This window comes from Xenophilus azovorans DSM 13620 (assembly GCF_000745855.1).
GTDB lineage: Bacteria > Pseudomonadota > Gammaproteobacteria > Burkholderiales > Burkholderiaceae_C > Xenophilus > Xenophilus azovorans.
In genome coordinates this window covers 1-23,290 of sequence record NZ_JQKD01000061.1, presented here as the reverse complement: position 1 = coordinate 23,290, position 23,290 = coordinate 1, and the positions used below count along the sequence as shown (strand labels likewise).

22 protein-coding genes and 1 rRNA gene are annotated in these 23,290 nt (G+C 68.9%); 12 read left to right on the top strand and 11 right to left on the bottom strand.

The window, feature by feature from the left end; all coding sequences use genetic code 11:
• The 5 genes from Q392_RS23210 to Q392_RS23190 all read right to left on the bottom strand — a co-directional run.
• A partial coding sequence (locus tag Q392_RS23210; protein ID WP_038213146.1) for a ferredoxin reductase occupies positions 1 to 647 on the bottom strand: 647 nt, incomplete at its 3' end.
• A 44-nt stretch (positions 648 to 691) separates the two neighbouring features.
• Positions 692 to 1,540 carry a fumarylacetoacetate hydrolase family protein gene (locus tag Q392_RS23205; protein WP_038213144.1) on the bottom strand — a complete coding sequence of 283 codons (849 nt, stop codon included), beginning with the start codon at positions 1,538 to 1,540 and terminating at the stop codon, positions 692 to 694.
• 44 nt (positions 1,541 to 1,584) lie between these two features.
• Positions 1,585 to 2,568, bottom strand: coding sequence for a Bug family tripartite tricarboxylate transporter substrate binding protein (locus tag Q392_RS23200; protein ID WP_038213142.1), 984 nt, complete (start codon positions 2,566 to 2,568; stop codon positions 1,585 to 1,587).
• Between the two features lie 40 nt (positions 2,569 to 2,608).
• Positions 2,609 to 3,940: a Rieske 2Fe-2S domain-containing protein gene (locus Q392_RS23195; protein ID WP_038213137.1), complete on the bottom strand. Its 1,332-nt coding sequence runs from the start codon at positions 3,938 to 3,940 to the stop codon at positions 2,609 to 2,611.
• Positions 3,924 to 4,760, bottom strand: coding sequence for a hydroxypyruvate isomerase family protein (locus tag Q392_RS23190; RefSeq protein ID WP_051953883.1), 837 nt, complete (start codon positions 4,758 to 4,760; stop codon positions 3,924 to 3,926). The genes Q392_RS23195 and Q392_RS23190 overlap by 17 nt, the downstream gene beginning before the upstream one ends.
• Before the next feature lie 89 nt (positions 4,761 to 4,849).
• Between Q392_RS23190 and Q392_RS23185 the strand changes: the two genes are divergently transcribed.
• A complete protein-coding gene (locus tag Q392_RS23185) occupies positions 4,850 to 5,761 on the top strand; it encodes a LysR family transcriptional regulator (protein WP_038213133.1) in 912 nt (303 codons plus the stop codon).
• A gap of 87 nt (positions 5,762 to 5,848) precedes the next feature.
• On the opposite strand, the gene aqpZ is transcribed toward Q392_RS23185, so the two are convergent.
• Positions 5,849 to 6,556, bottom strand: a complete 708-nt coding sequence (aqpZ, locus tag Q392_RS23180) for an aquaporin Z (protein WP_038213130.1) — start codon at positions 6,554 to 6,556, stop codon at positions 5,849 to 5,851.
• Between the two features lie 224 nt (positions 6,557 to 6,780).
• Between aqpZ and Q392_RS23175 the strand changes: the two genes are divergently transcribed.
• The 3 genes from Q392_RS23175 (at position 6,781) to Q392_RS23165 (ending at position 10,455) form a co-directional block, all read left to right on the top strand.
• Positions 6,781 to 7,821 (top strand): ABC transporter substrate-binding protein, encoded by a 1,041-nt coding sequence (locus tag Q392_RS23175; protein ID WP_038213126.1) that lies wholly within the window; start codon positions 6,781 to 6,783, stop codon positions 7,819 to 7,821.
• 97 nt (positions 7,822 to 7,918) lie between these two features.
• Positions 7,919 to 9,889 carry a molecular chaperone HtpG gene (htpG, locus tag Q392_RS23170; RefSeq protein ID WP_038213122.1) on the top strand — a complete coding sequence of 657 codons (1,971 nt, stop codon included), beginning with the start codon at positions 7,919 to 7,921 and terminating at the stop codon, positions 9,887 to 9,889.
• Positions 9,890 to 10,020: 131 nt separating this feature from the next.
• Entirely contained in the window at positions 10,021 to 10,455 is a 435-nt protein-coding gene (locus Q392_RS23165) for a hypothetical protein (RefSeq protein ID WP_038213117.1), read from the top strand.
• A 12-nt stretch (positions 10,456 to 10,467) separates the two neighbouring features.
• Here the strand turns inward: Q392_RS23165 and Q392_RS23160 are convergent, their stop codons facing one another.
• From Q392_RS23160 to Q392_RS23150, 3 genes are all read right to left on the bottom strand, one after another.
• Complete coding sequence (locus tag Q392_RS23160; protein WP_245610783.1) at positions 10,468 to 10,905, bottom strand: hypothetical protein; 438 nt, start codon at positions 10,903 to 10,905, stop codon at positions 10,468 to 10,470.
• 47 nt (positions 10,906 to 10,952) lie between these two features.
• A complete protein-coding gene (locus tag Q392_RS23155; protein ID WP_157008162.1) occupies positions 10,953 to 12,116 on the bottom strand; it encodes an MGDG synthase family glycosyltransferase in 1,164 nt (387 codons plus the stop codon).
• A gap of 84 nt (positions 12,117 to 12,200) precedes the next feature.
• A complete protein-coding gene (locus Q392_RS23150; RefSeq protein ID WP_038213108.1) occupies positions 12,201 to 12,944 on the bottom strand; it encodes a Crp/Fnr family transcriptional regulator in 744 nt (247 codons plus the stop codon).
• Between the two features lie 83 nt (positions 12,945 to 13,027).
• Here Q392_RS23150 and Q392_RS23145 point away from each other — a divergent pair, with 83 nt between their 5' ends.
• From Q392_RS23145 to Q392_RS23115, 7 genes are all read left to right on the top strand, one after another.
• Positions 13,028 to 15,010, top strand: coding sequence for an AMP-dependent synthetase/ligase (locus tag Q392_RS23145; protein WP_038213105.1), 1,983 nt, complete (start codon positions 13,028 to 13,030; stop codon positions 15,008 to 15,010).
• A gap of 61 nt (positions 15,011 to 15,071) precedes the next feature.
• Positions 15,072 to 15,914 carry an ABC transporter ATP-binding protein gene (locus Q392_RS23140; protein WP_051953881.1) on the top strand — a complete coding sequence of 281 codons (843 nt, stop codon included), beginning with the start codon at positions 15,072 to 15,074 and terminating at the stop codon, positions 15,912 to 15,914.
• Between the two features lie 2 nt (positions 15,915 to 15,916).
• Positions 15,917 to 16,846 (top strand): branched-chain amino acid ABC transporter permease, encoded by a 930-nt coding sequence (locus tag Q392_RS23135; RefSeq protein ID WP_038213102.1) that lies wholly within the window; start codon positions 15,917 to 15,919, stop codon positions 16,844 to 16,846.
• A 3-nt stretch (positions 16,847 to 16,849) separates the two neighbouring features.
• The gene (locus Q392_RS23130) at positions 16,850 to 17,911 is read left to right on the top strand and encodes a branched-chain amino acid ABC transporter permease (protein WP_038213100.1); all 1,062 of its coding nucleotides are present in this window, start codon (positions 16,850 to 16,852) and stop codon (positions 17,909 to 17,911) included.
• Between the two features lie 52 nt (positions 17,912 to 17,963).
• Positions 17,964 to 19,283, top strand: coding sequence for an ABC transporter substrate-binding protein (locus Q392_RS23125; RefSeq protein WP_038213098.1), 1,320 nt, complete (start codon positions 17,964 to 17,966; stop codon positions 19,281 to 19,283).
• Positions 19,284 to 19,410: 127 nt separating this feature from the next.
• Positions 19,411 to 20,223: an ABC transporter ATP-binding protein gene (locus Q392_RS23120; RefSeq protein ID WP_038213096.1), complete on the top strand. Its 813-nt coding sequence runs from the start codon at positions 19,411 to 19,413 to the stop codon at positions 20,221 to 20,223.
• 61 nt (positions 20,224 to 20,284) lie between these two features.
• Positions 20,285 to 21,532 carry a phenylacetate--CoA ligase family protein gene (locus Q392_RS23115; RefSeq protein WP_038213094.1) on the top strand — a complete coding sequence of 416 codons (1,248 nt, stop codon included), beginning with the start codon at positions 20,285 to 20,287 and terminating at the stop codon, positions 21,530 to 21,532.
• 23 nt (positions 21,533 to 21,555) lie between these two features.
• On the opposite strand, the gene Q392_RS23110 is transcribed toward Q392_RS23115, so the two are convergent.
• Positions 21,556 to 22,092 carry an Rrf2 family transcriptional regulator gene (locus tag Q392_RS23110; RefSeq protein WP_038213092.1) on the bottom strand — a complete coding sequence of 179 codons (537 nt, stop codon included), beginning with the start codon at positions 22,090 to 22,092 and terminating at the stop codon, positions 21,556 to 21,558.
• A 142-nt stretch (positions 22,093 to 22,234) separates the two neighbouring features.
• Here Q392_RS23110 and nhaR point away from each other — a divergent pair, with 142 nt between their 5' ends.
• A complete protein-coding gene (gene nhaR / locus Q392_RS23105; RefSeq protein WP_038213149.1) occupies positions 22,235 to 23,134 on the top strand; it encodes a transcriptional activator NhaR in 900 nt (299 codons plus the stop codon).
• A 65-nt stretch (positions 23,135 to 23,199) separates the two neighbouring features.
• On the opposite strand, the gene rrf is transcribed toward nhaR, so the two are convergent.
• Positions 23,200 to 23,290 (bottom strand): 5S ribosomal RNA (rrf, locus tag Q392_RS31440); the annotation flags it as partial.

The following is a 23,290-nucleotide window of genomic DNA, read 5'->3' as shown; positions in this document are numbered from 1 at the left end:
TTGGCGTAGCCCAGCTGCTCGCAGGTCTTCTCGAAGGCGTCGAGCATCGGCGTGGGGCCGCAGCAGTAGTAGTGGCTGTCGGCGCCGCGCCCGGCCAGGAGCTTCGCCAGGTCGGGCGGTGCGCCCTGCTCGTCGTCGAAGTGCCAGGTGATGGAGGCCGTCTTGTCCGCCAGCGCCTCGATGCCCTCGATGAAGGCGGCCTCCTTGCGGGTGCGCGCGCAGTACACCACTTCCACCGGCCGGCCCAGCGCCGCCAGGCGCTGCAGCATGCAGTAGATGGGCGTCACGCCGATGCCGCCGGACACCAGCACGCTCCTGGGGGCGTCCTCGTGCAGCTCGAAGTTGTTGCGCGGCGCGGAGATGTCGATCACCTGCCCCACGCGCAGCTGCTGGTGCACGTAGCGCGAGCCGCCGCGGCTGCCCTTGTCGTTGAGCACGCCCACCACGTAGCGGCCGCGGTCGCTGGCCGGGTTGCACAGGGAGTAGCTGCGCACCAGGCCGTTGGGCAGGTGCAGGTCGATGTGCGAGCCGGCCTCGAAGGGCGGGAATTCCACGCCGGCGCCGGCCGGGCGGAATTCGACGCTGACGATGCCGTCGGCCTCGTATCGCAGGGTGTGGACCAGGGCCTTGAGCGTGGGGGCGGACATGCGTCAGCTCGATCCCGCCAGCCCGCCCGCCCGGGCCTGCGTCGTCATTCGGCGCGCACCTCGTTCACCAACGTGGCGACGCCGCCGACCTCCACCTCGACCACATCGCCGGGCCGCATGAAAAGCGGCGGTTGCCGCTTGAACCCCACGCCACCGGGCGTGCCGGTCACGATCACGTCGCCGGGCTCGAGTCCGGTGAAGGACGAGATGTAGGAGATCAGGCGGGGAATCGGGAAGATCAGCTGTTCCGTCGTGGCGTGCTGGACAGTCTGCCCGTTCAGCCGTGTCGTCAGGCTGAGCGTCTGGCCGTCGGAGACATCCCCCCGCGTGACCATCCAGGGCCCGAATGCGCCCGTGGCGGGAAAGTTCTTGCCTGGCGTCCACTGCGTCGTGTGCGACTGCCAGTCGCGGACGGAGCCGTCGTTGTAAGGGGCATAGCCGGCGACGTGGTCCCATGCATCCGCTTCGCAGATGCGCCGGCCGGGCCGGCCGATCACGACCGCGATCTCGCCCTCGTAGTCGAGCGCGCTCGACTCCCGCGGGAGCACGATCGCCTGCCCGTGCCCGACCTGCGAGGCGCCCACGCGCAGAAAGAGGGTCGGATGCCCGGTTCTTTCCCGCTTGGCCTCGACCCGGTGCTCCTCGTAGTTCAAGCCGACGCAGAAGATGCGCGGCGGATCGGGCACGACCGGCAGCAGGACGGCCTCCGCCAGGGCGATCGACGCCCCGCCGGATGCCGCCAGCCGTTCCAGCTCGGCGAGGCCACAGCTCGACAGTGCGGCACGCAGTGTGGGAAGCCGTCCGCGAGAGGCCGCCTGCAGATCGACGATCCGGTCGTCCACGAGCGCACCCCAACTGGGGATGCCCTGGAAGGAATAGCTCAGAAGTTTCATCAAAAAAGGGCTTCCTGCATGGAAGCAGTCGAGAGACAGGCGATTCAGTCGGCCGTGACGCCCGCGGACTTCACGATCCTTCCCCACTTGTCGTACTCGGCCAGGAAGTAGGCCTTGAACTGTTCGGGCGTGCCGCCGCGGACGCTGGCCCCCTGGGTGGCGAGCGTCTCGCGCAGTTCCTTGGCGCCAAGCGCAACGTTCACTTCGCGGGAGATCTTGTCGATGATGGGTTTCGGCGTGCCTGCAGGCGCCAGCAGGCCGAACCAGGTGCCGGCCTCGAAGTCCGCGACATGCTCCTGCTGCATGGTCGGGATGTCCGGAAACTGCGGCGACCGCTCGCTGGAAGTGATCGCGATCGCCTTGAGCTTGCCGCCCTTCACCAACGGCGCTGCAGTGCTGAAGACGTCGAACATCAGGTCGATCTGCCCCGCGACCAGGTCAACGAGCGCCGGGCCGCTGCCCTTGTACGGCACATGGACCATGTCCACACCCGTGAGGGTCTTGAAGTACTCGCCCGCCAGGTGGGCCGCGCTGCCCTTGCCGAACGAGCCGTAGGACAGCCTGCCCGGCCTGGCCTTCGCCTCGGCGATCAGTTCGCCGACGTTGCCGACTTTCAGCTCCGGCTTGACCACCAGCAGCAGCGGCTGCGTGGCGATCAGCGTGATGGGTTCGAACGAGGCGATCGGGTCGTAGGGCAGCTTGGCATAGATGTGCGGCGTCACCGTGAGCGGCCCCGCCGCGCTGAACAGCAGGGTGTAGCCGTCGGCAGGCGCTTTCGCGACGAAGTCGTTTCCGACCGCACCGCCCGCGCCGGCGCGGTTCTCCACGACGATGGGCTGGCCCAGGCGCTCCGAGAGCGACTTGGCCAGAAGCCGTCCGGTCTGGTCGGTCGACCCGCCCACCGCATAGGGGACCACCAGCTTGATCGGCCTGCTGGGATAGCTGTCGGCGTGCGCCGCGGTGAGGCTGACGAGGGCAAGCACTGCCGCGGCCATTGCCGTGCGCAGTCGGATGAAGCTGTCGAACATCGTGGTGTCTCCTGGTTTTATGGGTGTTGGGCAGCGGGTGCTATCTCGTGGCGGATGCGGGTTCGCGCGCACCCGCGGGCACATGCCCGACGGCGTCGCCGAAGCGCTCGAGCATCACCTGGTCGAACGACACGCCCTCCGACGCGAACCAGCTTCCCGAGCGCAGCCGGTAGGCCTCGTGCTTCAGGGGCGCCTCGGGTTCCGCGCCGCGGGCCAGCGCCTTCGCGCCTGCGAGGACCGTCCTGCGGAAGCGCACCACGGCCGCATCGGAGGCCGACAGGTGCTCCTGCGTTCGATCATGGATGCGGCCCTGGCTGTCCTGGATCATGGCGTCCTGCTCGGCAACCCCTCGGACCCCCGTGTAGCTGATGTGCTTCTGGTGGGTGCGATCGATCAGGTATTCGTTGGCCCGGTTGCGGATCGGGAAGAACCTGGCATCCACCTCGGCGATGACGCCGTGCCCTTCGCTGAACTTGGCCCTTTCATCATCGGTGAGCGGCCGGTCCGGGTTCCACGCATAGGTGTAGATCCAGCAGCTCTCGTCGTCGATCGGCACCCACGTGTAGCCGAAGTGCGTCTCGCCCGGCAGCGTCGAGGGAGTCGTGCTGTGAGAGGGCAGTGCGAACTGGGCACTGCGCCAGTAGCGCGTGCCGCCGTCGGCACGCCGCGCGCCGCCCACGACGAAGCCGACCTCGTGATCCAGGATCGAGAACTCGGGCAGCGGATCTTCACGGATCCAGCGCAGCCGTTTCTCGTCGGCCGGAGCGTCCGGGTTCTCGTTGGAGCGCACGCACGGCGCCGGCATGTGCAGGAACGAGAAGTGGGAGGTGTCGAGTGCACCTTCGATCGATTGGGCCCAGTTGCACTCCTGCAGCTTCTTGGTGACGAAGCGGTGCGAGGCCGGAAGCGAGCCGAACTCGAGTTGCGGAACCTCGGGAAGATCGCGGTCCCAGGGATCCGGCCCCATGTAGGCCCAGACGACCTCCCCGTACTCGCGCGTGGGGTACGCCTTCAGCCTCAGCGTGTCGTGGTAGCTCGCGTCCGGCGGCACATTCGGCAGTTCCACGGGCCGCCCCTGGATGTCGAATTGCCAGCCATGAAAGACGCACCGGATGGCGCAGCTCTCGTTTCTCCCGAAGTAGAGATCCGCGCCGCGATGCGGGCAGCGCGCGTCCACCAGGCCGACGACACCATCGCTGTTGCGAAACGCCACGAGCCGTTCGCCCATGATGTTGACGCGAAGCGGTGCGCCGTCGGGCTCCGGCAGTTCGCGCGAGAGCGCAACCGGCTGCCAGAAGCGCCGGAAGAACTGGCCCATGGGCGTGCCGGCGCCGGTTCGGGTGAGCAGGTCGTTGTCAGCCGCGCTGAGCATGTCGTCGGTCTCCTTCAGTGCGCATCGCCGGATGCCCGCCCCCGGCGATTCCATAGGGCGCCGCCCATCCGAGCGTCTCGAGCGTGTGGGCCGACGGCGCGTACTCGCAGCCGATCCATCCGTTCCATCCCATCTCTTCGATGAGGCCGAACAGGTAGGGAAAACGGATCTCCCCCGTGCCGGGCTCATGGCGGCCCGGCACGTCGCCCACCTGGATGTGGCCGATGTAGGGCCAGGCCGTCCGCAGGCGATCCGCCATGCCGCCCTCCTCCGTCTGCACATGGAAGGTGTCGAAGCACAGCTTGACGTTGTCGCGGCCGATGGACCGCACGACCTCCACGCCCTCGTCGATGCGGTGGTACAGGAAGTCGGGAAAGCGCGCGCGGCAGCAGGGCTCGAGAATGAGCGAGAGGCCCGCCGCCGCGGCCTGGTCGGCGGCCCATGCGATGTTGTCCTTGAACAGCGCCATGCATCGACTCCTGTCCATCCCCGCCGCCAGGTTGCCGGGCATCACATGGATCATCGGCCCGCCCACCTGCGAGGCGTAGTGGATCGCCGTGTGGATGCTGTCCCTGAACTTCGCCTCGAAGCCGGGCAAGGCTGCATAGCCGCGTTCGCCCCGGTCCCAGTCGAAGGGCGAGAGGATCTGCACCAGCGTCAATCCATTGCCCTCGAGGCGCGCCGCGATTTCGCGGGCCGGATATTCATAGGGGAAGGCCACCTCGACACCCTTGAAACCTGCCTTGGCAGCGGCCTCGTAGCGTTCGAGCATGGGGTACTCGGTGAAGAGCCACCGCAGGTTCGGGTCGAATCGAATCATCGTGTCCGTGGTTCGTGGAGAGCTTCATCCTAGGGAGACTCCACTATTGAGACAAGCTAGAATTTTTGACGTCTTATTGAGCTTTTCTTATGAATATAGGAAGCGTCACGTTTCGCCAGCTGCGCGCCTTCGTTGCAATCGCGGAGACAGGCGGATTCGCCGCCGCCGCGCGCCGGCTGCACCTGACGCCCTCGGCGCTGAGCCTCCTGATACGGGATCTCGAACGGAACATGGAAGTGCGCCTGTTCGATCGGACGACGCGCTCCACTGCCTTGTCGCAGGCAGGTGTCGAGTTCTTCCCGCTGGCGCGCAAGGTGCTCGACGATCTCTCTCGCGCGCTCGAAAGCACGCAGGACCTGGAACAGAAGAAGCGCGGCGCGGTTCGGCTTGCCTGCACACCGCTGTACGCGGCGACCACGCTTCCGGAACTGGTTCGCCGCTACCACGCGAAGTACCCGGCAATCGCCGTCTACGTCCTGGACTCGCTCAACCAGCAGGCCACCGCGCGCGTGGCCAGCGGAGAGGCCGATCTGGGCATTGCGCCGCAGCGCGCCACGCCGCCGGAACTGGTCCAGCAAAGCCTGATGCGCGACCGGATCTGCCTCGTCTGCAGGCCCGATCACCCACTCGCGGCACGCCCCCGTACCACCTGGACGCAGGCGCTGAAATATCCGTTCGTGAGCCTGACGCCGGACTTCACCCTCCGGCTGCAGGCCGATCTGTTCAAGCATTCGCCGAAGCTGGTACTGCAGGCCGCCCACGAGGTGTCATTCATCACCACCGCACTCGGCATGGTGCAAAGCGGCTTTGGCGTGACGGCGCAGCCCAGCCGGGTATTGACGCTGCTCGGGTCCTTCGGCCTGGTGGCGCGGCCCCTCGCATCACCCGTGGTCGATCGGCACCTGTCGCTTTTCAGCCCCCGGGCGCGGGGCTTGTCGCCTGCCGCCCAGAGTTTCAAGGATTTCCTGCTGGAAGACCTGGAACGGCGTGCCGTGGCATGAGATGCGCCCCGCTGGTGGGAATCGACATTCTTCAGCCTTCACGTCATCACACGGCCGACCTGCTCCCTGGCACGCCGCAGGCCAGCTTCAGTCCCGCCCGTCCGCCAGCAGCAGGCGCCACAGCAGCGCCCCCACGACGGCACCGGCGATGGGCGCCGCCCAGAACAGCCAGAGCTGGTCGACCGCATGCCCGGGGCCGAACAGCGCCACGCCGGTGCTGCGCGCCGGGTTGACCGAGGTGTTGGTCACCGGAATGGAGACCAGGTGGATCAGCGTGAGGCACAGGCCGATGGCCAGACCGCCGAAGCCGGCGGCCGCGCGCCGGGCCGTCGCCCCCAGGATGACGACGAGGAACAGCGCCGTCATCACCACCTCGCACAGGAAGGCCGCTCCCATCGCATAGCCGCCGGGCGAATGCTCGCCGTAGCCGTTGGTGGCGAAGCCGCCGAGCTGCGCGCCCGGCCGGCCGGTGGCGATGGCGTACAGCACGGCGCCGGCGGCGATGGCGCCGAGCACCTGTACGCCCACGTAGCCGGGCGCGCGCGCCGCCGGGAAGCGCCCCGCCACGACCAGCCCGAGCGTGACGGCCGGATTGAAATGCCCGCCGGACACCGGCCCCAGCGCATAGGCGCCGGTGAGCACCGTGAGGCCGAAGGCCAGCGCCACGCCCGCGAAGCCGATGCCCAGTTCCGGGAAGCCGGCGGCCAGCACCGCGCTGCCGCAGCCGCCCAGCACCAGCCAGAAGGTGCCGACGAATTCGGCCGCCCAGGCCTTGAAGGTGTTGTGTTCGTTCATCCCGTGTTCTTTCCCTGATGTGTGACAGACAGAAGTGCGCACGGCCGCGGGTGGGCGGCCGTGCGGGGCGGGATTCTAGGAACGGGGATGCCCGCCTCCGGGCGTTCCGGCGCGCGTTCGCGCAACCTCTTCACGGTCCGGCACGGATTTGCACCGATCCGGGGACCGGCAAGGCGGCGCTATGCTGCCTGCGAGCGGCGCCGGTGCCGCCGAGGAGACTTTGCATGCCGACAACCATCCGATCCAGAACCCTTGCCGCCGCGGCGCTGCTGTCCGCCGCGGCCGCCCTGTCCCCGCAGGCCGGCGCCCAGGGCGTCGTCAACGCCCTGTGCAGCACCGACGCGCCCTGGTGCGAGGCGGCGGCCGCGGAGTTCACGCGCACCACCGGCATCAAGGTCAACCAGGCGCACAAGGGCACGGGCGAGATCGGGGCGCAGTTGCGCGCCGAGGCGGCCAACCCCAAGACGGACATCTGGTGGGGCGGCACGGGCGACCCCTTCCTGCAGGCAGCCGAGCAGGGCCTGCTGGACAGCTACCGCCCGGCCTACATCAAGGACCTGCACGACTGGTCGGTGCGGCAGTACGACATGAGCGGCAACCGCGTCGGCGGCTTCTACACCAGCACCATCGGCTTCGGCTACAACACCGAGGTGCTGCAGAAGAAGAACCTGCCCGAGCCCAAGTGCTGGGCCGACCTGATCAAGCCCGAGTACAAGGGCGAGGTCGAGATCTCGCACCCGGCCAGCAGCGGCACGGCCTACACCGTCATCGCCGGGCTGGTGCAGCAGATGGGCGAGGACGCCGCCTTCGACTACCTGAAGAAGCTGCACCGCAACATCAGCAACTACACGCGCAGCGGCCAGGCCCAGGCGCCCAACGTGGCCAAGGGCGAGGTGGCGATCGGCGTGACCTTCGCCTTCAATTTCGAGAAGTGGAAGCACGAGAAGTACCCGGTGAAGACCGCGGCGCCCTGCGAGGGCACGAGCTACGAGATCGGCGGCATCGCGCTGGTCAAGGGCGCGCGCAACAAGGCCAATGCGCTGAAGTACTACGACTGGCTGATGAGCCCGGCCGGCCAGGCGGTGGGCGCCAGGGTCGGCAGCTACCAGACGCCGGCCAACAAGACCTTCAAGGCCGACCCGCGCATCCCGCCCATCGACGGCGTGAAGCTGATCAACTACGACTTCGCCAAGTACGGCCAGTCGGCCGAGCGCAAGCGGCTGATCGACCGCTGGACGAAGGAAGTGGAGTCGCTGCCGCGCTGACCCCGGCCGAGGCTTGATAATCCGCCCGACGCCCCGATCTGCGGGGCGTTTGCATTTCCGTCGTTCGTTGTTTCTTCCTTCTTCCTCTCACCGAGACATGAGCAAGAAAACCCATTCCTTCCAGGCCGAGGTCGCCCAGCTCCTGCACCTCGTCACCCACTCGCTGTACTCCAACAAGGAGATCTTCCTGCGCGAGCTGATCTCCAACGCCTCCGACGCCTGCGACAAGCTGCGCTTCGAGGCGCTGGACCGGCCCGAGCTGTACGAGGACGCGCCCAACCTCGAGGTGCGCGTGGCCTTCGACAAGAAGGCGCGCACCCTGACCATCACCGACAACGGCATCGGCCTCGCGCAGCAGGAGGCCATCGACCACCTGGGCACCATCGCCAAGAGCGGCACGCGCGAGTTCATGAGCCGGCTGACCGGCGACCAGAAGGCTGACGCCCAGCTCATCGGCCAGTTCGGCGTGGGCTTCTATTCGGGCTTCATCGTGGCCGACCGCATCACCGTCGAGTCGCGCCGCGCGGGCCTGCCGCCGGCCGAAGGCGTGCGCTGGACGAGCACCGGCGCCGGCGACTTCGAGGTCGAGACGCTCACCCGCGAACAGCGCGGCACCAGCGTCATCCTGCACCTGCGCGAGGACGCCGAGGAGTTCCTCAACGGCTGGAAGCTCAAGCAGGTCATCGGCAAGTACTCCGACCACATCTCGCTGCCCATCCTGATGGAGAAGGAGGAGTGGAAGGAAGGCGAGGACGACAAGGGCGGCGAGATGGTGCCCACCGGCGAGTGGGAGGCCGTCAACAAGGCCAGCGCCCTCTGGACGCGGCCCCGCAAGGACATCACCGACGAGCAGTACGTCGAGTTCTACAAGTCGATCAGCCACGACTTCGAGCCTCCGCTGGCCTGGAGCCACAACCGCGTGGAAGGCAGCACCGAGTACACGCAGCTGCTGTACATCCCGGCCAAGGCGCCCTACGACCTGTTCAACCGCGACCACAAGGGCGGCGTCAAGCTGTACGTCAAGCGCGTCTTCATCATGGACGACGCCGATGCGCTGCTGCCGTCGTACCTGCGCTTCGTCAAGGGCGTGATCGACTCGGCCGACCTGCCGCTGAACGTCAGCCGCGAGCTGCTGCAGGAAAGCCGCGACGTGAAGGCGATCCGCGAGGGCAGCACGAAGCGCGTGCTGTCGATGCTGGAGGACCTGGCGAAGAAGGCCGCGCCGCCCGCCGACGGCGGGGACGCCGAGGTGACCGACGTGGTGGACAAGAAGGAAGAGCAGGAAGAAGGCGCAGCCGCCGACGAGGCCGGCAAGTACGCCCGCTTCTACGCCGAGTTCGGCGCCGTGCTCAAGGAGGGGCTGGGCGAGGACTTCGCCAACCGCGACCGCATCGCCAAGCTGCTGCGCTTCGCCTCCACCGCCAGCGACTCGGCGAACGTGTCCTTCGCCGACTACAAGGCGCGCATGAAGGAAGGCCAGGAGGCGATCTACTACATCACCGCCGACACGCTGGCCGCCGCCAGGAACAGCCCGCAGCTCGAGGTCTTCCGCAAGAAGGGCATCGAGGTGCTGCTGATGACCGACCGCGTGGACGAGTGGGCCCTGAACTACCTCACCGAGTTCGACGGCACGCCGCTGCAGAGCGTGGCCAAGGGCGCGGTCGACCTGGGCAAGCTGCAGGACGAGGAAGAGAAGAAGGCCGCCGAGGAAGCGGCCGAGTCCTTCAAGCCGGTGCTGGAAAAACTCAAGGAAGCGCTCAAGGACAAGGCCGAGGACGTGCGCGTGACCACCCGCCTGGTGGACTCGCCCGCCTGCCTGGTGGTGCAGGACCACGGCATGTCGATGCAGCTGGCACGCATGCTCAAGCAGGCGGGCCAGAAGGCGCCGGAGGTCAAGCCGGTGCTGGAGGTCAACGCCGGCCACCCGCTGGTGAAGAAGCTGGAATCCGACACGGCCCACTTCGACGACCTGGCGAACATCCTGTTCGACCAGGCGCTGCTGGCCGAGGGCGGCCTGCCCGACGATCCGGCCGCCTACGTGCGGCGGGTGAACGCGCTGCTGGCCTGAGCGCCCGACCGGCGCAGGCCGGCACATTTGCACGGAACAGGCGGGCGCTTCGGCGCCCGCCGTGCCGTGGGGGTCTCGCAGCGCGCGCCCGGGGCGATGATCGCCGCCTCGCCATTCCACCGGAGCCCGCCATGACGATGCCCTGCCACCCGCCGCGCCGCGCGCCGGCCCTGCGCCGGGCCGCGCGCCCGCTGGCGATCGGCGGCCTGCTGGCCGCGGCGCTGTGCCTTCCGGGCTGCGCCGTCGGCGTGGGCTTCGGCGTGCCGCTCGTGCCCGGGCTGGCGCTGGGCGTCGGCATCGGGCCCGGCGGCCCCTCGCTCAGCCTGAACACGGGCTGGGGACCGGTGGGTGCGGGCGTGGGCATCGACGGCGGCGGCCGCGTGGTCGGCTCGGCCGGCGTGGGCGTCTCGGCGGGGCCGGTGGGCGTGGGCGTCGGGCAGTCGGTGGTGCTGCACGACCCACACCAGCCGCCGGTGGCCCTGGTGCCGCCGCCGGGCGGTCCGGTGGTGGAGCCCGGCGTGGTGGTGCCGGGGCCGCAGGCGCCGCGCCCCTTCGAGGCGCCCTGAGCCTTCTTCTTTCTACTGCTGCGCCGCCCGTGTGCTCAGGCGCACGTGCCATGCGCCCAGCCCGGCGGCCAGCGCGGCGCCCCACCAGTAGTCCAGCGGCAGGCCCAGCAGCCAGCGCGGGTGCCAGGGCACGTGCGCCGGATCGAGCCGGGCCAAGCCGTAGGCCGGGTTGACGACGAACCACAGCAGGTCCTCCGCCACCCAGAAGGCGGCCAGCCCGCCGAGCGCGAGCACGAAGTCGCGCCCGCGCCAGCGGCCCTGGAAGGCCAGGGGCAGCAGGAACACCAGCGCCATGAAGCTGAACACCCAGGCGTGGTAGCCGGTCATGGCGCGGCCGCCCCAGAACAGGTCGAGCAGCCAGTGCTTCTCGATGCGCCAGGTAGGCAGCGAGGTGGCCCAGCCAGCGCCGCCCTCGATATGGATCTCGGCGTTGGCGAAGAAGAAGGCCATCAGCAGCGCCCAGGCGTAGTAGACGGCGACGCGGCGCACGACGCGTCTCAAGCCGCCGCCTCCGGCGCCGGGCCGAGCACCCGCTGCAGCACGCCGCGCGCCGCTTGCGGCCGGCCCAGCGCGCGGCTCCTGGCGGCCATCGCCTCCAGGAGCGCCGGCGCGGCCATCAGGCGCGCCAGCTTGTAGTCCAGCCCGATCGCGTCCCAGGCCAGCCAGGCGGCGCCCTCCTCCATCAGGTGGGTGGCGTTGTGCTCCTCCTGGCCGGGGATGGGCGCGGCCAGCAGCATCGGGCGGCCGAGGGCCAGGCATTCGGAGACGGTGAGCCCGCCGGGCTTGGTGACGACCAGGTCGGCGGCGGCCATCAGCCGGTGCATCTCGGCGGTGAAGCCGATGGCGCGCAGGCGCTGCGGGTGCTCGCGCGCCAGCGCCTGCAGCGCGGCGTGCGCCTGCGCGTTGCGGCCGGCGACGGCGACGAGCTGGAAGTCCGGCCCCTCCAGCGCCAGCGCGCGGCGGGCCATGCTGGGCAGGTCGCCGGTGCCTGCGCCGCCCGACGCCATCAGCAGCACGCGCCGCGCCGGGTCGAGCCCCAGCGCCTGCACGCAGGCGGCGCGCGCCAGCGCGGGATCGTCCGGCGCCGCGAAGGCCGGCATCACCGGGATGCCGGTGACGTAGACGCGGCCGGCCGGCAACCCGCGCGCGCGCATGCGGAAGGCGACCTCCTCGTTGGCGGCGAAGTAGCCGGCCAGGCCCGGCACGATCCACATGTTGTGCAGGTCGTAGTCCGTCACCTGCAGCCACACCGGGCAGGTGCTGCGCCCGCGCGCCTGCTCGCGCATCAACAGCTCGGCCGGCAGGAAGTGCGTGCAGACGATCGCGTCGGGCCGCTGGCGACGGATCTCGCGCAGCAGCGGCGCCGCGCTCAGGCGCTCGATGCCGCGGCGCAGCCGCTGCGAGGCGGCGGCGTGCGGCGTGGCGTCGGCCCGGTCGTGCAGGTAGGCCCACAGCTCGGGCGCGCGGTTGACCAGGCCCAGGTAGCCGTCGGTGTAGAGCTTGCGGAAGCTCGCGGCCACGTGGTCCATGGCGTCGACGTGCGTGACGGTGCAGCCGGGCCAGTGCTGCGCGGCGGTGGCGGCCAGCGCCTGCGCGGCGCGCACGTGGCCGTTGCCGGCGCTGACGCTGAGAAGGAGGAGGTGGAAGGGGCGGTCGGACATGAAGGGAATGGCAGGGACGGCGCCGCCGGTCTGCATCGCCGGGCGCCGCGGCGGATTCTGCGGTGCGCGGGTGTCACGCCGGTGTCATGCGGGCCGCCGCCGGTCGACGCCGCCGGCGCGCAGCGCGGCCAGGTCCAGCACGCGCAGCCCGCCGTACTCGATGCGGATCACGCCGTCGGCCTGCAGCGCGGCCAGCGCCTCGTTCACGCGCTGGCGCGACAGGCCCACCAGGTAAGCCAGTTCCTGCTGGGTGATGCGCAGCACCTGGCCCACGCGCGGGAACAGCACCGGGTTGACCAGCGCCGCCAGGTGGCGCGCCACGCGTGCGTCGGGGCTGGTCAGGCGGCCGATCTCCAGCGCCGAGATGAACTGGCCGAGCCGCTCGTTGAGCTGGTTCATCACGAAGCGGTTGAAGCCGATGGAGTGGTCCAGCAGCCAGTGGAAGCTGTCCACCGGCAGTCCTGCCACCAGGCTGCGCCGCAGCGCGCTGATGTTGTAGCGGTAGGGCTCGCGCTTGAGCGCCGTGCCCTCGCCGAACCAGCCGCCCGGCGACAGGCCGCTGTAGGTGACGGTGCTGCCGTCCGAGGCGTCGTTGCTCATCTTGAGCAGGCCCTCGATCAGGCCGAACCAGTAGGTCGGCGCACGGCCGATGCGGCACACCAGGTCGCCCACCTCGGCCTCGCCGACGACGATGGCCGCCTCGGCATAGCGGCGCTCGGCCGGCGTGAGCGCGTCGAGCCAGGGCACGGCGGCCAGCTCCGCCCCGGTCGGCGCGCGCACGCGGTCGCGGATCGAACGGCCGGCCTGCACCGATGCGCGGGAAACCATGGGGGAAAGTCCGGGGAGTGGTGTCCCTAGGATTGTCGTTGGAACGACAAGCTGGCGTCAAAGTGCGGCCTACATTCCGCCCCGTGGAGACAAGCGCCGACACCTTTCCGAAGCTGCTGCTGGCCCATGCGGCGCAGCGGCCCGACGCACCGGCCGTGCGCGAGAAGGACCTGGGCATCTGGCAGACCTGGACCTGGGCCCGCGCGGCCACGGAGGTCCGCGAGATCGCCTGCGGGCTGGCCAGCCTGGGCTTCGCGCCGGGGCAGAACCTGGCCATCGTGGGCGCCAACCGGCCGCACCTGTACTTCGCGGTGATGGCGGCGCAGAGCCTGCGCGGCGTGCCGGTGCCGCTGTACCAGGACGCGGTCGCGGCCGAGATGGTGTTCATGCTGGACGACGCCGCCATCGAGTTCGCCTTCGCCGAGGACCAGGAGCAGGTGGACAAGCTGCTCGAATGCCGCGACCTGCAGGAAGAGCAGCACCCTGGTGGCCAGCGCATCCGCCACATCGTCTACGACGACCCGCGCGGCCTGCGCCACTACGACCACCCCGGCCTGCTGGGCTACGAGCAGCTGCGCGAGCTGGGCCGCGCCTTCGACGCGGCGCACCCGGGCTTCTACGACCAGGCGGTGGCCGGCGGCAGGCCGGACGACGTGGCGGTGATCCTCTACACCTCCGGCACCACCGGCCGGCCCAAGGGCGTGTGCCAGACGCACGCCAGCTTCATGGCGGCCGGCCGCGGCGGCGTGGCGTCGGACCGCCTGGGCCCCGGCGACGACATCATGAGCTACCTGCCGATGGCCTGGGTGGGCGACCACCTGTTCTCCGTCGCGCAGTGGCTGGCGGGCGGCTTCACGCTGAACTGCCCCGAATCCGCCGCCACGGTGATGAACGACATGCGCGAGATCGGGCCCACCTACTACTTCGGCCCGCCGCGCACCTTCGAGGGACTGCTCACCGCGGTGTCGATCCGCATGGAGGATGCGGCGGCGCCCAAGCGCTGGCTGTACGCGAAGTTCATGGCGCTGGCGCGGCGGGTGGGCTCCGATATCCTGGTGGGCAAGCCGGTGGCTGCAAGCGACCGGCTGCTGTATGCCCTCGGCAACCTGCTGGTGTACGGCCCGCTGCGCAACGTGCTGGGCATGAGCCGCATCCGCGTGGCCTACACCGCCGGCGCGGCGATCGGGCCGGACCTGTTCCGCTTCTACCGCTCCATCGGCATCAACCTCAAGCAGTTCTACGGCCAGACCGAGACCTGCGCCTACGTGTGCCTGCAGCGCGACCACGAGGTCAACCTCACCGGCGTGGGCAGCGCCGCGCCCGGCATGGAGCTGAAGATCGCCGACAACGGCGAGGTGCTGGTGCGCGGCGTGTCGGTGCTCAAGGAGTACTACAGGCGCCCCGACGCCACGGCCGAGGTGCTCGATGCCGACGGCTACTTCCACACCGGCGACGCCGGCGTGATCGACCACGAGGGCCAGCTTCGCATCATCGACCGTGCCAAGGACGTGGGCCGCCTGAACGGCCCCGGCGGCACCTGCAACGGCGCCATGTTCGCGCCCAACTACATCGAGAACAAGCTCAAGTTCTTCCCGCAGATCAAGGAGGCGGTGTGCTTCGGCCACGGCCGCGACGAGGTCTGCGCCTTCATCAACATCGACTACGAGGCGGTGGGCAACTGGGCCGAGCGGCGCGGCCTGCCCTACGGCGGCTACGTGGATCTGGCCGGCAAGGCCGAGGTGCTGCAGCTGGTGCGCGAGTGCGTCGAGCAGGTCAACGCCGACCTGGCGGCCGAGGAAGGCATGGAGAGCACGCAGATCGCGCGCTTCCTGGTGCTGCACAAGGAGCTGGACCCGGACGACGACGAGCTGACCCGCACGCGCAAGGTGCGGCGCGGCTTCATCGCCGACAAGTACGCGGTGCTGGTCGACGCGCTGTACGGCTGCAAGGAAGAGCAGTTCATCGAGACGCAGGTCAAGTTCGAGGACGGGCGCACCGGCAAGGTCAGCGCCACGCTGAAGATCGTGCAGGCGAAGCAGTTCCCGCCGGTGAGGGCCGCCGCATGAGCCCCCGCCCGGCCGCTCCGAAGGGGGCTCGCACCGCAGTGCGAAGCACGGAGGTCACCCCATGAACGCGATGACGGAACAGGAGCTGTCGGCGGCAATTCCCGCCAAGGGTGGCCGGCGCATCGGCGAGGTGGTGCTCGACGTGCAGAACATCACCCTGCGCTTCGGCGGCGTCAAGGCGCTGACCGACATCAGCTTCGACGTGCGCGAGCACGAGGTGCGCGCCATCATCGGCCCCAACGGAGCAGGCAAGAGCTCGATGCTCAACTGCATCAACGGCGTGTACCAGCCGCAGGAAGGAAAGATCACCTTCCGCGGTCGGACCTTCCGCCACATGAACTCGCGCCAGGTGGCCGAAATGGGCGTGGCCCGCACCTTCCAGAACCTCGCGCTGTTCAAGGGCATGAGCGTGCTGGACAACATCATGACGGGCCGCAACCTCAAGATGAGGAGCAGCCTGCTGGCGCAGGCCTTCCGCAACCCCTTCGGCATCGGCTCCGGCGAGCGCGAGGAACTGCGCCACCGCGAGTTCGTCGAGCACATCATCGACTTCCTGGAGATCCAGGCCTGGCGCAAGACGCCGGTGGGCCGCCTGCCCTACGGCCTGCAGAAGCGCGTCGACCTGGGCCGCGCGCTGGCGATGGAGCCGCAGGTGCTGCTGCTGGACGAGCCGATGGCCGGCATGAACGTGGAGGAGAAGCAGGACATGAGCCGCTTCATCCTCGACGTGAACGACGAGTTCGGCACCACCATCGTGCTGATCGAGCACGACATGGGCGTGGTGATGGACATCTCCGACCGCGTGGTGGTGCTGGACTACGGCAAGAAGATCGGCGACGGCACTCCTCATGAAGTGCGCAGCAACCCCGAAGTCATCCGGGCCTACCTCGGAGCGGAACATTAGCCATGGGCTTCTTTCTCGAAACCCTCCTCGGCGGCCTGATGGTGGGCATGCTGTATTCGCTGATCGCGCTGGGCTTCGTGCTCATCTACAAGGCCAGCGGCGTCTTCAACTTCGCGCAGGGCGCGATGGTGCTGTTCGCGGCGCTGGCGATGGCGCGCTTCTCGGAATGGATTCCGCACTGGCTGGGCTTCGAGAGCCTGCTGCTGGCCAACCTGCTGGCCTTCGTCGCCGCGATGGCGGTGATGGTGCTGGTGGCCTGGCTGATCGAGCGGCTGGCGCTGAGCAAGCTGGTCAACCAGGAGCACATCACACTGCTGATGGCCACGCTGGGCATCACCTACTTCCTCGACGGCCTGGGCCAGACGCTGTTCGGCAACGACATCTACAAGATCGACGTCGGCATGCCCAAGGACCCGGTGATCCTGCTGGAGAGCACCTTCGAGGGCGGCGTGCTGGTGAGCAAGGAGGACATGATCGCCGCGCTGGTGGCCGCCGCGCTGGTGCTGGTGCTGAGCCTGTTCTTCCAGAAGACCTCCACCGGCCGCGCGCTGCGCGCGGTGGCCGACGACCACCAGGCGGCGCAGTCCATCGGCATCCCGCTCAACCGCATCTGGGTGATCGTGTGGTCGGTGGCCGGCTTCGCCGCGCTGGTGGCCGGGATCATCTGGGGCTCCAAGCTGGGCGTGCAGTTCTCGCTGTCGCTGGTGGCGCTGAAGGCGCTGCCGGTGGTGATCCTGGGCGGCCTCACCTCGGTGCCGGGCGCCATCATCGGCGGCCTGCTGATCGGCGTGGGCGAGAAGCTGTCGGAGATCTACCTCGGGCCGCTGCTGGGCGGCGGCATCGAGATCTGGTTCGCCTACGTGCTGGCGCTCGTCTTCCTGCTGGTGCGGCCGCAGGGCCTGTTCGGCGAAAAAATCATTGATCGGGTCTGAGCCATGCTCTATCGCGAAAACGGCCAGTTCAAATCCAGCTACCGTGCCGACCAGCAGATCTTCCCGATCCTGCAGGACCGCATCGCCATCCTCGCGCTGCTGGTGTTCGCCTTCGTGGCGATGCCCTTCGCATCCGAATACTGGCTGCGCGCCATCGTCACGCCCTTCCTCATCCTCTCGCTGGCCGCGCTGGGGCTGAACATCCTGGTGGGCTACTGCGGGCAGATCTCGCTGGGCACCGGCGCCTTCATGGCGGTGGGCGCCTATGCGGCCTACAACTTCCACGTGCGCATCGACGGCATGCCGCTGCTCGCCTCGCTGCTGCTGGGCGGGCTGTGCGCCACGGCGGTGGGCGTGCTGTTCGGCATCCCCAGCCTGCGCATCAAGGGCCTGTACCTGGCGGTGGCCACGCTGGCGGCGCAGTTCTTCACCGACTGGGCCTTCCTGCGCATCCCCTTCTTCACCAACAACTCCACCTCGGGCTCGGTGAGCGTGGCCGGGCTGGAGGTGTTCGGCCTGCCGGTGGAGACGCCGGCGCAGAAGTACCTGCTGTGCCTGACGCTGGTGGTGGTGTTCGCGCTGCTGGCCAAGAACCTCACGCGCAGCGCCATCGGCCGCGAGTGGATGGCGATGCGCGACATGGACGTGGCGGCCGCCGTCATCGGCATCCGGCCGGTGTACGCCAAGCTGACGGCCTTCGCGGTCAGCAGCTTCATCGTCGGCGTGGCCGGGGCGCTGTGGGGTTTCATCCACCTGGGCGCGTGGGAGCCGGCGGCCTTCAGCATCGACCGTTCCTTCCAGCTCCTGTTCATGGTGATCATCGGCGGGCTGGGCTCGATCATGGGCAGCTTCTTCGGCGCCGCCTTCATCGTGCTGCTGCCGATCTTCCTGAACCAGATGCCGGGCTGGTTCGGCCTGTCGATCTCCACCGCGCTGGCCTCGCACCTCGAATTCATGATCTTCGGCGCGCTGATCGTGTTCTTCCTGATCGTGGAGCCGCACGGCCTGGCGCGGCTGTGGTCCACCTTCAAGGAAAAGCTCAGGCTCTGGCCCTTCCCGCACTGACGCCCGTTTCTCGACCGCACGACCCGTGCCTTTCAACAACCAGGAGACAACCATGAAGCTGAAATCCCTTGCACTTGCCGCTGCCGCCGTCGTGGCCCTGGCGGGCACGGCCGGCACCGCTTTCGCGCAGGCCAACGAGCAGTTCTTCCCCCTGCTGGTGTACCGCACCGGCCCCTATGCGCCCAACGGCACGCCCTGGGCCAACGGCGCGCAGGACTACCTCAAGCTGGTCAACGCCAACGGCGGCATCAACGGCGTGAAGGTGAGCTTCGAGGAATGCGAGACCGGCTACGCCACCGACAAGGGCGTGGAATGCTACGAGCGCCTGAAAAGCCGCGGCGCCAGCTCCTTCGACCCGCAGTCCACCGGCATCACCTTCGCCCTGACGGACAAGGCGCCGGGCGACAAGATCCCGCTGATCACCCTGGGCTACGGCCTGGGCGCCTCGCAGGACGGCGGCGTGTTCAAGTGGAACTTCCCGCTGATGGGCAGCTACTGGACGGGTGCCGACATCCTGATCCAGCACATCGCCAAGAAGGAAGGCGGCGCCGACAAGCTCAAGGGCAAGAAGATCACCCTCGTCTACCACGACTCGCCCTTCGGCAAGGAGCCGATCCCGCTGCTGCAGGAGCGCGCCAAGCTCAACGGCTTCGAGCTGTCGCTGATCCCGGTGACGGCGCCGGGCGTGGAGCAGAAGTCGGCCTGGCTGCAGGTGCGCCAGCAGCGGCCCGACTACGTGCTGCTGTGGGGCTGGGGCGTGATGAACTCCACCGCGCTGAAGGAAGCCGTGGCCACCGGCTACCCGCGCGAGAAGATGTTCGGCGTGTGGTGGGCGGGCGCCGAGCCCGACACGCGCGACGTGGGCGCCAACGCCAAGGGCTACAGCGCGCTGGCGCTCAACACCTCGGGCACCAGTCCCAAGTTCATCCAGGACATCCTCAAGCAGGTCCATGACAAGGGCCAGGGCAGCGGCCCGAAGGAGGAGGTGGGCTCGGTGCTGTACACGCGCGGCGCCATCATCTCGATGCTGCGCGTGGAGGCCGTGCGCCGTGCGCAGGAGCGCTTCGGCAAGGGCAAGGTGATGACCGGCGAGCAGGTGCGCTGGGGCTTCGAGAACCTGGCGCTGGACCAGAAGAAGCTCGACGCGCTGGGCTTCGCCGGCGTGATGCGCCCGCTGAGCACGAGCTGCCAGGACCACATGGGCTCGACCTGGGCGCGCGTCCATACCTGGGACGGCAGCAAGTGGGGCGGCATGTCCGACTGGTACCAGGCCGACGAGTCGATCATCAAGCCGATGGCCAAGGCGGGGGCCGACAAGTACGCGGCCGAGAAGAAGCTGACGCGGCGGGACAGCGCCGATTGCGGCGCCTGACCTGGCGTTCCCCCGCCACCGGCGGCCCCGACCTCCTCTCGCCAAGCGGGAGGAGGCACCCGGCTCCACGGGAGCCGGCATGTGCAAGCGCAACGCGGCTGGGCTTGCACATGCCAATCAACACACCATGACTCAAGCCAACATCCTGCTCGACGTCAACGGCATCGAGGTCATCTACAACCACGTGATCCTCGTGCTCAAGGGCGTCTCGCTCCAGGTGCGCGAGGGCGGCATCGTCGCGCTGCTCGGCGGCAACGGCGCGGGCAAGACGACCACGCTGCGCGCCGTCTCCAACCTGCTGGCCGGCGAGCGCGGCGCCGTCACCAAGGGCACCATCACGCTGCGCGGGGAGCGCATCGAGGCGCTCTCGCCCGCCGCGCTGGTCAAGCGCGGCCTGGTGCAGGTGATGGAAGGACGCCACTGCTTCGCGCACCTGACCATCGAGGAGAACCTGATGACCGGCGCCTACACCCGCACCGACGGCAAGGCGGCGGTGGCCGAGACGCTGGAGAAGGTCTATGCCTACTTCCCGCGGCTGAAGACGCGCCGCAGCTCGCAGGCCGCCTACACCTCGGGCGGCGAGCAGCAGATGTGCGCCATCGGCCGCGCGCTGATGGCGAACCCGAGCGTGGTGCTGCTGGACGAGCCCTCGATGGGCCTCGCGCCGCAGATCGTGGAGGAAGTCTTTGCCATCGTGAAGGACCTCAACGCCAAGGAGCGCGTCACCTTCCTGCTGGCCGAGCAGAACACCAACATGGCGCTGCGCTTCGCGGACTACGGCTACATCCTGGAAAGCGGCCGCATCGTCATGGACGGCCCGGCCGACAGCCTGCGCGAGAACGAGGACGTCAAGGAGTTCTACCTCGGCGTGGGCGGCGCCGACCGCAAGAGCTTCCGCGACGTGAAGAGCTACAAGCGCCGGAAGAGGTGGCTGGCATGAACCGCCGCCCGGCTGCTCCCAAGCGGGCTCGCACCGCAGTGCTTTGCGCGGAGGTTTTTCAATGAGCGAGTTCTTCGACGCCCTCGAAACCCGGGATCCGGCCGAGCGCGAACGCGACCTGCTGGCCGCGCTGCCCAGGCAGGTCCTCCAGGCGCAGACGGCAGCGCCGGCCTTCGGCGAGATCCTGCGCGACGTGCCTGCCGGCGACGTGAACAGCCGCGAGGCGCTGGCACGCCTGCCCGTCACGCGCAAGAGCGAACTGCTGGAGCTGCAGAAGGCGCGCCGCGCCGATGACCCGCTCGGCGGCTTCGCCGCGGTGGCGCGCGGCGCGCGCATGCCGCGTGTGTTCGCCAGCCCGGGGCCGATCTACGAGCCCGAGGGTGCCGGCAGGGACTACTGGCGCATCGGCCGCGCGCTGTTCGCCGCCGGCTTCCGCGCGGGCGAGCTGGTGCACAACAGCTTCAGCTATCACATGACGCCCGCCGGCGCGATGATGGAGAACGGGGCCCACGCGCTGGGCTGCACCGTCTTCGCCGGCGGCACGGGGCAGACGGAGCAGCAGATCGAGGCCATGGCCGACCTCCGGCCCGACGGCTATGTCGGCACGCCGAGCTTCCTGAGGATCCTGCTGGAGAAGGCCGCGGAAAAGGGCATCGCCCTGCCCTCGCTGACCAAGGCGCTGGTCTCCGGCGAAGCCTTCCCGCCCAGCCTGCGCGACCACCTGGCGGGGCTGGGCGTGCAGGGCATGCAGTGCTACGCCACCGCCGACCTGGGCCTGATCGCCTACGAGACCGCCGCGCGCGAAGGGCTGGTGCTGGACGAAGGCGTGCTGGTCGAGATCGTGCGACCCGGCACCAGCGACCCAGTACCCGACGGCGAGGTGGGCGAGGTGGTCGTGACCACCCTCAACCCCGACTACCCCCTGATCCGCTTCGGCACCGGCGACCTGTCCGCCGTGCTGCCCGGTGTCTGCGCGACCGGGCGCACCAACCGGCGCATCAAGGGCTGGATGGGCCGCGCCGACCAGACCACCAAGGTGCGCGGCATGTTCGTTCACCCTTCGCAGGTGGCGGCGATCGTTCAGCGCTTCCCCGAGGCGGGGCGCGCGCGGCTGGTGGTCGAAGGAGAGATGGGCGAGGACCGCATGACGCTGCACGTCGAATGCAGCGCCCCGCCGGAAGGGCTGGGCGAGCGGCTGGCCGACGCCGCCCGCGAGATCACCAAGTTGCGCGCGCAGGTGCTGCTCGTCCCGGCCGGCAGCCTCGCCAATGACGGCAAGGTGATCGAGGACGCGCGCAGCTACCGCTAGGCCGGCCGCGGCCAGCCGGGGGCTCAGTTGGCCGGGCGCATCCGCCCCAGCTGGAACACCGAGTTCGGCGCGTCCGGCAGCCGCGGCTTGACCGGGCCCGGCAGGGGCTTCTTCACGGCACGCTCGGGCGCGGCTTCGTGCAGGCGAACGCCCTGCGCAATCTGGTCGTCCACCAGCTTCTGCAGCGTCACCGAGTCCAGGAACTCGACCACCTTCTGGCTGAGCGACGCCCACAACTCCGGCGCGCTGCAGCGCTGCGGGTCGTCCGACTCTGCCGCTGCCGGCGGCACGCCCGTGGTGGCGAGCGCATCCACCGCATACAGGATGTCGGCCACCGTGATGCTCGCCGCCGGGCGTGCGAGGGAATAGCCGCCGCCGGGGCCGCGGGTGGAGGCGACCAGCCCGTGCTGGCGCAACTGCGCGAACATCTGCTCCAGGTAGGACAGCGAAATGCTCTGGCGACGGCTGAGCACCGCCAGAGACAGCGGCCCTGCGTGGCGGTGCAGCGCCACGTCGATCATCGCCACGACGGCCTGACGGCCCTTGGTGCTCAGACGCATGGTGTCTCCTTCTGCCGCGAGGCGGCGCAGGGTGAATGAAAAGTGTCACCAATGGACACGATCCATCGAATGTAGGTTCCCTGACCCTTCGAGAAAAGTCGTTTTTTGTGCATCATCATTTCCTGAATAACTGATGATGCCCATGAACTACAAGCACCTGCACTATTTCTGGGCAGCCGCCAAGGCCGGCGGCATTGTCAAGGCGGGGGCGCAGCTGCACGTCACGCCGCAGACGCTGTCCGCTCAGATCAAGCTGTTGGAAGAAGCACTGGGCTGCCGACTGCTGCAACGCACGGGGCGCCATGTCGAACTGACTTCCGAGGGCCACACCGCCCTCGCGTACGCCGAGCAGATCTTCACCCTGGGGGCCGAGTTGGAAACTGCCGTGGGCCGGCAGCGCGACGCCCAGCGACTGCTGACTTTCCGCGTCGGGATCGCGGACGCCGTGCCGAAGCCCATCGCGTACCGCCTCCTGGAGCCGGCGCTGGCGCTGGAAGAGCAGGTTCGCCTCATCTGCCATGAAGGTCCCTTCCGGGATCTGCTCGGCCAGTTGTCGGTCCAGCGGCTCGACCTCGTCATCGCCACCGAGCCGATGGGACGTCAGACCGGCGTCAAGGCCTTCAATCACGCGCTGGGAGCCACCGGGATGCTGTTCTTCGCGCACCCCTCGCTGCTGCGGACGATCGGAACCGATTTCCCGGCGTGCCTGGAAGGCGCCCCCATGCTCATGCCTGGCGCCGCTTCGGCCATGCGCCAGCGGCTGGACGTGTGGCTCGCCGAGCGCCGGCTACGCCCTCGGCAGATCGGCGAATTCGACGACGCAGCGCTGCTCAAAGCCTTTGGCAGCAAGGGCCGCGGCGTCTTCATGTCCCCGGCGGTACTCGAGGAAGAAACCTGTGCGCAGTACGGCGTGCAGGCCTTCGGCCGCGCCGACGAGCTCGTGGAGGAATTCTTCGCCATCTCTGTCGAGCGGCGCATCACCCATCCCTGTGTCGCCGCCATCAGCCGCGCGGCGCGCGGGCGATTCCTGCAGGCCGCTTGATCGATCGGCAGAAAAAACAAAACCCCCGATCGGAATTTTCCGGTCGGGGGTTCTGGGCTGTAATAGCCTGACGATGACCTACTTTCACACGGGAACCCGCACTATCATCGGCGCTGAGGCGTTTCACTGTCCTGTTCGGGATGGGAAGGAGTGGGA

Bases quoted from the DNA above. Each gene is read 5' to 3' on its own strand.
- Q392_RS23205 (WP_038213144.1), bottom strand. From the start codon at position 1,540: ATGAAACTTCTGAGCTATTCCTTCCAGGGCATCCCCAGTTGGGGTGCG.
- Q392_RS23200 (WP_038213142.1), bottom strand. From the start codon at position 2,568: ATGTTCGACAGCTTCATCCGACTGCGCACGGCAATGGCCGCGGCAGTG.
- Q392_RS23195 (WP_038213137.1), bottom strand. From the start codon at position 3,940: ATGCTCAGCGCGGCTGACAACGACCTGCTCACCCGAACCGGCGCCGGC.
- Q392_RS23190 (WP_051953883.1), bottom strand. From the start codon at position 4,760: ATGATTCGATTCGACCCGAACCTGCGGTGGCTCTTCACCGAGTACCCC.
- Q392_RS23185 (WP_038213133.1), top strand. From the start codon at position 4,850: ATGAATATAGGAAGCGTCACGTTTCGCCAGCTGCGCGCCTTCGTTGCA.
- aqpZ (WP_038213130.1), bottom strand. From the start codon at position 6,556: ATGAACGAACACAACACCTTCAAGGCCTGGGCGGCCGAATTCGTCGGC.
- Q392_RS23175 (WP_038213126.1), top strand. From the start codon at position 6,781: ATGCCGACAACCATCCGATCCAGAACCCTTGCCGCCGCGGCGCTGCTG.
- htpG (WP_038213122.1), top strand. From the start codon at position 7,919: ATGAGCAAGAAAACCCATTCCTTCCAGGCCGAGGTCGCCCAGCTCCTG.
- Q392_RS23165 (WP_038213117.1), top strand. From the start codon at position 10,021: ATGACGATGCCCTGCCACCCGCCGCGCCGCGCGCCGGCCCTGCGCCGG.
- Q392_RS23160 (WP_245610783.1), bottom strand. From the start codon at position 10,905: ATGGCCTTCTTCTTCGCCAACGCCGAGATCCATATCGAGGGCGGCGCT.
- Q392_RS23155 (WP_157008162.1), bottom strand. From the start codon at position 12,116: ATGTCCGACCGCCCCTTCCACCTCCTCCTTCTCAGCGTCAGCGCCGGC.
- Q392_RS23150 (WP_038213108.1), bottom strand. From the start codon at position 12,944: ATGGTTTCCCGCGCATCGGTGCAGGCCGGCCGTTCGATCCGCGACCGC.
- Q392_RS23140 (WP_051953881.1), top strand. From the start codon at position 15,072: ATGAACGCGATGACGGAACAGGAGCTGTCGGCGGCAATTCCCGCCAAG.
- Q392_RS23135 (WP_038213102.1), top strand. From the start codon at position 15,917: ATGGGCTTCTTTCTCGAAACCCTCCTCGGCGGCCTGATGGTGGGCATG.
- Q392_RS23130 (WP_038213100.1), top strand. From the start codon at position 16,850: ATGCTCTATCGCGAAAACGGCCAGTTCAAATCCAGCTACCGTGCCGAC.
- Q392_RS23125 (WP_038213098.1), top strand. From the start codon at position 17,964: ATGAAGCTGAAATCCCTTGCACTTGCCGCTGCCGCCGTCGTGGCCCTG.
- Q392_RS23120 (WP_038213096.1), top strand. From the start codon at position 19,411: ATGACTCAAGCCAACATCCTGCTCGACGTCAACGGCATCGAGGTCATC.
- Q392_RS23115 (WP_038213094.1), top strand. From the start codon at position 20,285: ATGAGCGAGTTCTTCGACGCCCTCGAAACCCGGGATCCGGCCGAGCGC.
- Q392_RS23110 (WP_038213092.1), bottom strand. From the start codon at position 22,092: ATGCGTCTGAGCACCAAGGGCCGTCAGGCCGTCGTGGCGATGATCGAC.
- nhaR (WP_038213149.1), top strand. From the start codon at position 22,235: ATGAACTACAAGCACCTGCACTATTTCTGGGCAGCCGCCAAGGCCGGC.